This is a genomic window from Methanosarcina sp. KYL-1 (assembly GCF_024372725.1).
Taxonomy (GTDB): domain Archaea; phylum Halobacteriota; class Methanosarcinia; order Methanosarcinales; family Methanosarcinaceae; genus Methanosarcina.
This window is the reverse complement of the sequence record NZ_VOUA01000019.1, coordinates 67,077-78,000: the sequence shown is the minus strand read 5'-3', so window position 1 is coordinate 78,000 and position 10,924 is coordinate 67,077. Positions and strand designations below refer to the sequence as shown.

General features: G+C 36.5%; 6 protein-coding genes and 1 pseudogene. 5 read left to right on the top strand and 2 right to left on the bottom strand.

From position 1 onward, the window contains the following. Positions 1-999 precede the first annotated feature (999 nt). Complete coding sequence (locus tag FTO70_RS12730; protein WP_255336130.1) at positions 1,000-5,520, bottom strand: NosD domain-containing protein; 4,521 nt, start codon at positions 5,518-5,520, stop codon at positions 1,000-1,002. Positions 5,521-5,940: 420 nt separating this feature from the next. On the opposite strand from FTO70_RS12730, the gene FTO70_RS12725 reads away from it, so the two are divergent. The 3 genes from FTO70_RS12725 to FTO70_RS12715 all read left to right on the top strand — a co-directional run bounded on the left by FTO70_RS12725 (position 5,941) and on the right by FTO70_RS12715 (position 8,207). Beyond that, positions 5,941-6,168 carry a hypothetical protein gene (locus FTO70_RS12725; RefSeq protein WP_255336129.1) on the top strand — a complete coding sequence of 76 codons (228 nt, stop codon included), beginning with the start codon at positions 5,941-5,943 and terminating at the stop codon, positions 6,166-6,168. 370 nt (positions 6,169-6,538) lie between these two features. Continuing rightward, positions 6,539-7,648: a transposase gene (locus FTO70_RS12720; protein WP_255336128.1), complete on the top strand. Its 1,110-nt coding sequence runs from the start codon at positions 6,539-6,541 to the stop codon at positions 7,646-7,648. Between the two features lie 238 nt (positions 7,649-7,886). After that, the gene (locus FTO70_RS12715) at positions 7,887-8,207 is read left to right on the top strand and encodes a hypothetical protein (RefSeq protein WP_255336127.1); all 321 of its coding nucleotides are present in this window, start codon (positions 7,887-7,889) and stop codon (positions 8,205-8,207) included. A 128-nt stretch (positions 8,208-8,335) separates the two neighbouring features. Here FTO70_RS12715 and FTO70_RS12710 read toward each other — a convergent pair. Next, positions 8,336-8,713, bottom strand: a pseudogene (locus FTO70_RS12710) (transposase); the annotation flags it as partial. 40 nt (positions 8,714-8,753) lie between these two features. Here FTO70_RS12710 and FTO70_RS12705 point away from each other — a divergent pair. Both FTO70_RS12705 and amrS read left to right on the top strand, forming a co-directional pair. Further along, positions 8,754-8,981, top strand: a complete 228-nt coding sequence (locus tag FTO70_RS12705; protein ID WP_255336126.1) for a hypothetical protein — start codon at positions 8,754-8,756, stop codon at positions 8,979-8,981. Positions 8,982-9,282: 301 nt separating this feature from the next. Further along, positions 9,283-10,323, top strand: coding sequence for an AmmeMemoRadiSam system radical SAM enzyme (gene amrS / locus FTO70_RS12700; protein WP_255336125.1), 1,041 nt, complete (start codon positions 9,283-9,285; stop codon positions 10,321-10,323). Positions 10,324-10,924 lie beyond the last annotated feature (601 nt).

Genomic DNA, 10,924 nt, shown 5'->3' with positions numbered 1-10,924 from the left:
AACATTTCCCGAAGAGAGTCTTCGAGAGTAGATTGGGGATGAGGCGACATAGACGTACTATTATTAAGTTTGTTAATATAAAAACACACACCGGGATGCTTGTCTAACGCTTAACCGATGACGCATGAAATGACTTTTGATTTCCATACTATTATGAAAACCATGTAAGCGATTATGACGTTAAACTGATTTACCACGATGCGAAAGAGAAGGTAGTTCTCGAGGCTGATTATGTAAAGTAAACCTGTTATGATCAGGAATAACCCAAGCTTGACAAGAGAAGACTTAAAGGGTGTATCAAATGTTTTTTCCCCACAATACATCCGGAATTATATCTATTGACTGTAGTATAAAGTAGTTTCAAAATTTATATGGACAATCTATATAAAAATCCGGATTGTGTGCTCATATTTCTTGCAAAATTATTGAATTTGAAGGGTCCTCTGGTACCGGCGGTGGGGGAATTTCTTAAGAAATAGATCTCTGTTACTTTCAGTCTAAATGAAAAAATCTCTAACGGCAACGTTATTACCCAAAAAAACAATCTCTAACTGGGGATTGTTGTGATTCGCGAAGCCATGTTCTATTTGGATGAGTAATCGCTTTTTCTCCGTTTTTTCTCTGGATTTGTGGCATGTTTTTACACCATTAGTCATACTTTTTTACTATTTTGTATTAAAAAAATTCACATGCCACATAATTCACATGCCACATAATAGTATCATTTTTCCCTAATCACTTATAAAAGGTTTTAAATCGTTCGACAATTTTATAAAAATACTTATATGAAATGTAATTTGCTATGTAGAAATTTAAAAATCTAAGCATATATTCTGTTTTCTGATTTTTGGGCTGGAAAAATTGAGTTAAAGCCAAAAAGTTGAAAACTTTGATCGCATAGCCATATTGTACTTTCTACAGAAGATTTTTGAAATCCCGTATGTATGAAAGAAAAAACTGCAGTTGAATAACTGCAGTCAAACATAATTCTATTTGGGCTTATGATTTTCTCTTAAATATACAGTATGTAGTCGAGATGATCCCTATTGTAAGTTCTAAGCCAAATCCAGGGACGCCTTCTGGCTTTTCATCTGTACTTGTTTTTTCGATATCTGATTCAGAGTATAATGTCTCAGAACCTTCTTCTGGAAGCTTCTGACTAATTTCAGCTTTTGCCCCTGATATTTCTTCAGCTGCAAGAATTATTGCAAAGGACGAGAATCCTGAAGTTTCAGCTTCGAAGTACACATAATCATCATCTTCATTGACTACTATTACATTAAGTTCAGACCAAGCTTCTTCACCGTACCGCCACATACTAATTGATGTAGTGTCAGCGCCCATCTCCTCAATCCATGTCTTTTTAACCTTGAAACATATAATCCCGTTATCCATATTTTCTTGAGTCACAGTTCCACTGTTTCCAACCCATATGTTCACACACTTGTATAAAGTTCCAGGGGGAAGGGTAGGAACAAGTTCAGATTTTCCTTTTATCATCTCAACAATGGTTGTTGTCTTACCAACAGTCCGCTTTGAGTCAAATTCGATGTATTTTATACAGGTTACTCCCTGTGGAAACTGGAACTTGATGTGTTTTTCGTTTGCAATGAACTGCTGAGAAAGTTCCTTGAATTCGACGTTGCTCTGGGGTTCTGGAGAGCCTCCTCCTCCACCTCCGCTTGAGGAAGAGCCCCCACTATTTCTTTTACTGGTGATGTCTTCAATGATCCCAGTAATTATTATGTCAAGAGTGTCAACGTCTGACCACACACCTTCATTATCTTGAACAGTAAAACAAATTGTATGATTTCCTGTTGACAAATTTGAAGTACTAAAATTTTCATTTGTACTTAAACACCCATCAATTGTTGAAGTCCAGTTGTACTTGGTGATATAACCGTCTAAATCATAGCCGGAACCTATGAAACTTACAAGATCAAATTCATCTGCTGGATTCGGATCAATAGAAATAATTTTGGAAACAGGTGCTTTATTAATACTTTCATAGCTTAATGGTGCCAATGGTAAATAATCGATGTTATTTCCAGAAATAACATAATCTAAATCACATATTCCGTCACCATCTTCATCTGCATTCGTCTGACTGAATCCAGTACCTTCGAGATTTGCCCAGTAATTCCCTCCAAGGTATGGACCTTCAATTATATTGGTGCAGGATGTTTTTGTGGTGTTCCAGATATTGCTTTTATCTATCAGTGTATCAACTATTACGTTCCTTGTATTGTTAAAATAGTTGTTAAAGATGAGATTGTTACTTGAAAAGCTTAGAGAAATGCCTGTATGTATGTTCAAATTTACAGTATTATTGACCAGCATGTTTATTTCGGATGAAGAGAGTCGGATTCCGCATGTATTATTTGAAACTGTGTTATTAGTTAATGAATTCTCGTTAGAAGTAAATAAACAGATTCCATCCTGATTCAAATTTACAGTATTGTTGGCCATTTTGTTTATGTTGGATGAAGATAGTTGGATACCATATGCATTATTTGAAACTACGTTGTCAATTAATGAATTTTCGTTAGAGGTAAATAAACGGATGCCATTATTGTTATTTGAAGCAATGTTGTTAGTTATCGTATTATTCTGTGAAGAATGTAAATGGATTCCAGCATAGTTTTGCAATACAGTGTTGTTATTTAGCGTGTTGTATCTTGAAGAGGACAAAAAAATTCCGTTATCTGCGTTAGAATTTAGTATGTTACTATCAATTTTAGAATAAATTGTGTTATAAAGACAAATGCCTAAACTATTATTTTCGAGAATTAAATGACTTATTGTTATATTCTGACAATCGATACAGTACACTGTGCCTGCATTTGAAGATGGGTCTATTATGATGTCGGATACACCAACCATGTAGTAAATAAGCTTCCCATCCACTGTGTTACTCGTATCTATTTCATTGTAATATCTTTCTTTGCATCCAAAATTATAATAGTTATCTGACATAGTATTATTTCTTAAAGTATTGTTGTTAGATAAGTAAAGGTCGATTCCACAATCCTTATTCAAATTTGCGGTGTTATTGATTATAGTATTATTGTCGGAGGATGACACCTGGATGCCATCATCATTTGTATTTGCCATGTTGTTGTCCAGCATATTTTTGCCAGAAGAAAGTAAATAAATACCAACATATTTGTTTGAATTTGCCTGGTTGCCGGTCAAAGTGTTATTGTCTGAAAAATGTAGATGAATCCCATCATCATTTGAATCTGCAGTATTGCTGTTCAATGTGTTGTTACAGGATGAACTTAAAAATATACCCCACCCATTTTTTGAAGCTGTAATGTTGGTCAACGTATTTTTATTTGAATCTTCCAGTTGGATGCCTAAATAACGGTTTGAATTTACTATGTTATCGATCAACCTATTGTTACTGGAGGACATTAAATACATACCGAAATGGTAGTTTGAATTTATTATATTATTGTCCAAGGTGTTGTTGCCTGAGGAATGTATATAGATACCGTCAAGGTTATTCGATACCGTGTTGTTGGTTAGAATGTTATTATTAGATGTAGATAGATAGACACTTTCTCCATCGTTTGAAATTACATTATTATTGGTCAGTGTGTTGTTACTGGATGAAAATAAAAGTATACCTTTTTGGTTATTAGAAATGGTATTAAAATCTATATTTGAATGACTTGTATTATATAAACAAATACCTGCATAATTGCTCTCAAGAATTAAGTGACTTATTAATATATTCTGACAATCGACACAGTACACAACACCTGCATTTGAAGAAGAATCAATTACAATGTCGGATACACCAATTATGTAGTAAATAAGTTTTCCATCTACTGTATTACTGGTGTCAATATCATTGTTGTAATCTTCACGACATTCAAAATTAAGATAATTATTCGATAATGAATTATTTCTTAATATGTTGTTACTTGACGAATATAAGCAAATACCGGCATGGTTATTTGAGACGGTATTGTTGTTTAGCGAATTGTTATTAGATGAAGATAAATGGATACCATATTCATTGTTTGATATTGCCTTGTTGGATGTAAATATATTATTGTCTGAATGTTGTAAATATATTCCACTACATGCCCAGTTGTTTGAAGCTGTGTTATTTATTAGTGTGTTATCCTCAGCTGATAAAAGATAAATGCCGTACCAGTTTCTTGAAGCTTTGTTATTTATTAAAATGTTATTCTTAGAAGAGTTTAAATATATGCCATTATAGGAGTTAGAATCTACTGCGTTGTTTGATAGCGTATTGTTGCCAGAAGAATGTAAATAGATTCCTTCATGGTTGTCCAACACAGTGTTGTTATTTAATTTGTTTTTTCTTGAAGAATACAAGAAAATTCCGTTATTTTCGTTACAGTTCACTGTGTTACTGTCAATATTCGAATAACTTGTATTATAAAGGCAAATACCCATATTATTATGTTCGAGAATTAAGTTGCTTATTGATATATTCTGACAATCTACACAGTATACGACGCCTGCATTTGAAGAAAAATCAATTATGCTGTCGGATACACCAATCATGTAGTAGACACGTTTTCCATCCACTACGTTACTTGTATCAATATTATTGTGATATTCTTCCTCACATCCAAAATTATAACAGTTACCCGACATTACATTATTTTTCAATACATTATCCGCGGATGACAATAGATATATGCCATATTTTCCGTTATTTGAAGCTATGTTGTTGATTATTGTGTTTTTTGTGGACGATTTTAAATAAATCCCAGATTTCCAATTGTTCGAAGCATTATTGTTGTTTAATACGTTGTTATTAGAACCATATGATACAATTCCATATTCCTCGTTATAATTCACTGTATTATTAATCAGCGTATTATTATTAGAAAATGTCAGACAAACGCCATTATCATTTTTTAAAACTGTATTATTAAGTATCGTGTTGTTGCTTGAATAGGATATATAAATGCCATTCCGAATCATAGTGTTTGAAGCTATGTTATTATACAATGTATTGTCGTCAGAAAATGATAAATAGATGCAATCTGATATCGAATCTGCGTTGTTGTTATTCAGCATGTTGTGGCTGGACGAAGATAAATAGATGCCATACCAGTTATCTAATAGTTTATTGTTGGTAACATTGCAATTATTGCAATCTTCAACATAAATTCCTGCAGAATTTATATTGTCAGATCCTACAACACAAAATCCTCCAAGTGTTACATTATTCGCTTTCACATGGAATACAGTAGAATGATCAATAGCTTGAACAATAGTATCTTCTGGATTTTCAGATTCTGATTTTATTGTCAGGTTATCTACACCAATTTCAACATTTTCAGTATATGTTCCAGGACTTACTATAATAATATCACCTGGTGATGCACCATTTACAGCAACTTGGATAGATGTATAATCTAATACACCATCTCCAACGTGAAGCGTTTCTGCAGATCCTGAAACTGACATTGTTATCACAATCAATAAGAAAGTGATTGTTGTTAGAACGATCCCTTTTATTATATTCATTAAAGGAAACTCCTGTATATTTAGAATTAAAGTTCTGACTATTGTTGAATAACCCGTCTTTTCAAAATTTGAATCTTATATATAAGTATAAACTGTCTAACTAATTAACTTTTCTAATTCATATGCATCCTTAAGTTTTTAAATACAGGCAGAAGTTGCTGATCTAAAATCAAATTTGTTCTTATTGTTACACAAATATGTTATTTTCATATCCCTTAAGAAAGTAATAGTGTAACATTTTCCATTAAAAACGATAACTTGAACTGCAGATCAATTCTCTAACTTGCGGACTAACCGGTCTGAACAAAGGGCTTTATATATGTATATGACATGACTCGACTGTTCAGAGCGTAGCTGTTATTAGAAATCATATACATTTTGAATCTAAAGTAAACTGCCTACAAAAAAGGAGTAGTTTGTGTGCTGGCTTTCATGGATAAAGAGGAAAGATTTGATGTAATAGGGCTTGGAGCTGTTGGTAAAGCTGTTAAGCATGCATTTGAATATTATTACCCATGTTGTGGTTATGATATCAAAGAAGCTTACCCTTGGGAAAATATTCTGGAGACTTCATTGGTTTTCATATGTGTGCCCACACCTGAAGGTCCTGATGGAAGGCTTGATTGTGGTTCATTTGGATTCGGTTAAGGATTTTGAGCTGCTGATCTCGATTTCGACGGAAAAACTCAAATCCAAATGTTTAGTGTTTAAATTGAAATCGATATCAGATTCCAGTTTTGCATTTGATGAATAATTTAACAAATTTTATGAAAATCAATGCAATTGATAACGATTTTTTCCTTAACCGATGACCAATGGATTGTGGTTGTGTAGATGATGTTTTGTCGCGACTCTCTTTGAGTTCTTATAAGGGTCTCGTTGTAATCAAAAGCACAATAGGAGGCTCTCAAATTAGAATTTTTACTTAAAAAACCATTCCTTTTTTCACTAACGCTGGCAGTTTTATCTGTTTTATTCGATAGCGGCGGCTTTATATAGTATAAAATTGGCCGCTCTCATGGCAAAGAAAAGTATGATGTATAAAGGAGTCCTCTTCGAGGACTCCCTCGAAAACTATCTGAGCAGAGAAAGCACATCAATTTGCCAGTTTCTATACTTCCTCTGCATTGACGATATTGCAAAGCACGTCGAACGTACTTTTTATACCAACAAAAGTTGGCACTTTAAGTACAGTGTTTCTTCTATGATAAAACTCTTTGTTGTGAAATGTTTCAGGAAACTTTCGTATGATAAAACCATTTCTTCCTTAACTGAGGAAGAAGCTATTCTGCTATCTTTTTTTGATGAAAATGGCCAGATAAAACTTCCTTCAGGTGGAACCCTTCATCATTTTGTGAAGTACAGACTTGGAGAGGAAGGAATCAATGAGGTAATGATGTTGTTAGGTGAAAAAATCCTCAAGCTCTCCTCGGAAAAGGAAGCTAAGATCGATTCCACTCCGCTTGAAGCTTCAAGATACGATAAATACGCTGATTACAATCCTCATTATGAATGCAAAATGGATAAGGCACACATCACAATGATTGGAACCTACTCTGTTTTTATGACTCATACAAAAGGAGTTGCTGGGGATTCTCCAGAACTTATCAGGCATATTGAAGCTCTAAAAAAGATGGATGCTGATGTTGAATCATATTCTGCAGATGGAGGCTATGATTCATTCCTTAACCATTCCAACATATGGTATCACCTGAACGCAAAACCGATTATTTCCTACGCATCCAATGCTGTAATCAATCAGGAAGGGGAAGAGGAACGAATCGATCATTGGGTAAACAAAATGTGGAAAATCGGTGGAGATGTCCATGCAACAATGGAGATCAAGCTCAGATTCCTATACGAAAATGGAAGGGAAGAACAGGTCGGAATGTACCTGAGAAACCAAAACATTAGAGATGAAACTTTTGATGAACAGTACAAAAAGAGAGCTGAATGTGAAAAGATACATGGTCATATAAAAGATGTAGTAAAATTCGATATCAGAAGAATAAGAAATGGAAGCAAGAAGCTATATTCTCTCTTGAACTTCATAGCATATCAGCTACTTGTACTCACAGAACTCCAAAATAAGGTTAAAAACAAAAATTCTTTTGGAAGGTACTTCTAACTTTCATAAAAGAAACAGAATCGATTGCAGGGTAGCGGAAGCTGTGGATAAATTATAGATTTTTTGCTTCACATTTGATATTTTTGTTGTACAAGCAACAAAACGTGCTTGAAATATGGGTCTTTTTTGAATTAAAAAATGAAATTTTTGATAGGGAAGTCTTACTTTGAGAAGTGATTCTCAAATTAGAACATCGATTTTCAGAGATAATTTGAGATCCTTAATAGGCATCGGATTTATGGAAAAAGCCGTTAAAAATTATCCTTACCTACGACTTGTCTATATGCCCGAATTTTTGCAAGAAAAAAGCAATTTCACGTGGTTTGTTTGCCCGGACAGATTGGTGATCAGTGGAGAGGATAAAGATGTGGAAGAGGTTTTAAACTACTTTTCGTGGGTAGAAGATACTCCTATCCTCAAAATGTCACATAGGGATGCCGAGATTGGAAAACTCGCTCATAATGCATATATTGCGATAAAAGTTAGCTTCACAAATGAAATGGAAAATATCTGCCAGGAACACAATTCAGATCCCGAAAATGTCATGAGTGTAATCTGAGCTGACAGGAGGGTAAAATCAAAAGAACACCTCTCAGACTGTATCAAAACCAATTTGAATTCTACAATTGGGTAATATTTCCTTCTAATTTATTTCCATTCCGACAAGAAGAGATTGATTTTCATTGATCAACAGAACTGACTTGCCTTTCCTGCAGTAATTCCCCTTTTACTCCAACATTCATTTCCTCTTCCTGTTATCATTTCCAGAATTTCTTTCAGGTTTTTACCTTCTCTCTTCATGAAATCTGCTATTTTCTTTATGTTGTGTACAGTACACATCATAACAAACTCAATTTTTGTCTTCCTTTCCCCTCTCAAAAGAAATTCCCTGAATCCTCTATCCTGTTTCATCTGGCCAAACACAGGTTCTACAGTACACATTCTTTTCTGATACTGTTCCTTTCCTTCTTCTGTATTCAGTTTAACCCTCATATACTCCATCAGGTATTCTCTTGGATCTCTTGATATTGTCCTTTTTTCACTCTCAGTACATGCATATTTCAACTGCGACGCAATAGTAGCTATTGGTGGCGGTGCAGGCACTATGGCCGAACTTGCCACGGCATGGATGCTCAAAAGACTGATTATAGCATACAGGGTAGAAGGTTGGAGCGGAGAAGTTGCGGACAAGAAACTCGATTCAAAAACGAGATACCCTGATGTTCTGGATGACAGAGTTTACGGTGTGGATTCAGAGAATGAAGTCATCGAATACCTGAGATTACTGCCTAAATATGACCAGAGGCACAAGAGCATCAAAAGAAGAGGTTAAGGCGAAAGACGATTGCTGCACAGAAATTCCTCCTATTCTGAAATGATCTACGTGTTCCTGCAGAGTGGCTGAAAAGATATGGAAAATTGGCAAAGGATGTTGATTTTTTCTTCTATGATGTGGAGCTCGGTTATCTCGATAAGTTGAATTGAGCTTTGAACATTTTCCTATGTGCTCTAATGGATTTCGTATTACTGGGTTATAGAAAATTTAGGTAAAAAAGTGATCACTCTGTTTCTTTTCCGTGAACTGAATAAAATCTATAACAGTAACCGTTATTATCCTGAAAAACAATCAATCTATGGGGATTGTTGTGATTCGCGAAGCCATGTTTTACGAAAAACTCGAAGCTGACAAAGTACAGTGCGGGCTCTGCTCCCACAGGTGCAAAATCGCCCCTGGAAAGAGGGGATTTTGCAGGGTCCGGGAAAACCGTGGAGGTAACCTTTATTCTCTTATTTACGGCACGGTTTCCAGCGAAGCTGTGGACCCTATCGAAAAAAAGCCGCTTTACCATTTCTATCCGGGTTCCTACGCATACTCGGTGGGGACTGTCGGATGCAACTTCCGCTGCAAGCACTGCCAGAACTGGACCATTTCCCAGACCTGCGTGGAAGATTCCTATACCAGGGACATCCCTCCCGAAGAGCTGGTGGAAAGGGCACTTATGTCGGGTTCGAGGTCCGTTGCCTGGACCTACAACGAACCCACTATCTGGCACGAGTACACATACGAAAGTGCAAAGCTGGCAAAGGACGCGGGCCTTGCGACCGTCTACGTGACAAACGGCTACATGACCCCTGAAGCCCTCAGGCACATTGCCCCCAGGCTTGATGCTGCTAACATCGATATCAAGGCTTTTACGGAAGAGTTCTACCATGACGTTGCCAGCGCAAAACTGGCTCCGGTGCTTGAGTCATCTATCCTTGCAAAGGAGCTCGGGATTCATGTGGAGATCACAACCCTGATCATCCCGAAACACAACGACTCTCCCGACGAGCTCAGGGAACTTTCCAAATGGGTCTACAAAAACCTCGGGCCTGACACTCCCCTCCACTTCACGCGCTTCCACCCCCAGTACCAGATGCAGGACCTCTACCCTACCCCCGTTGAGACTCTCGTTACCGCCCACAAAATAGCAAAAGAGGAAGGGATGAAGTATGTTTACGTAGGAAACGTCCCCGGGCAGGAGTACAACAACACTTACTGCCCCTCCTGCGGAAAACTCCTGATTTCCCGCGGGTATTTCGAGGTCGAAAAATACGAGATCACGCCCGAAAAGACCTGCCCGAAGTGCGGAGAAAAAATACCCATAGTTGGGAAGTATGCAGGCCGTGAATGAGATTCCCGGCCGCGAATGAAAAAACCTGCCGTGAAAGAGGGGCAGGCATTTTAGGTATATAAACCACTTAAATAGCTGTTTAAATGGCTCCGTAGAAATCCTGTTTTATTGTGGAAAAGGTCCCCAGGTTGTAGTTAATTCTTGACCAGAGTTAAGGCCGGTCTTTATCTTTATATCGTTCCCGAGGCTCTCAACGCCCGCATCAGCGGGCGGCCTTTTCCGAATTCAATAGGAAAGACCGCTTGCAAAATAAACTGGTGAAAGAACTGGTGAAAAAAGAGCACTTCACTCTGATTTTCTATCATGTTCTCGACATCATGTTCTCGACATCATGTTCTCGACATCATGTTCTCGACATCATGTTCTCGACATTCTGGTTTCAACATGATACCAAAAGAAAAATCATGAAATTAAAACCCGATACGAATATTTACAATTTTTTTCCTTTTACCGGGTGTACTTATTGGTCATCTGAATGCCCTTTTTGGTCATCCCAATAACCTTTCCAGTTATCAGGATGACTTTTTTGGTTGTCCCAATGCACTTATAAGCCATCTGACTACTCTTTTACTTATTCATATATTGTCCATACTTTATGGAA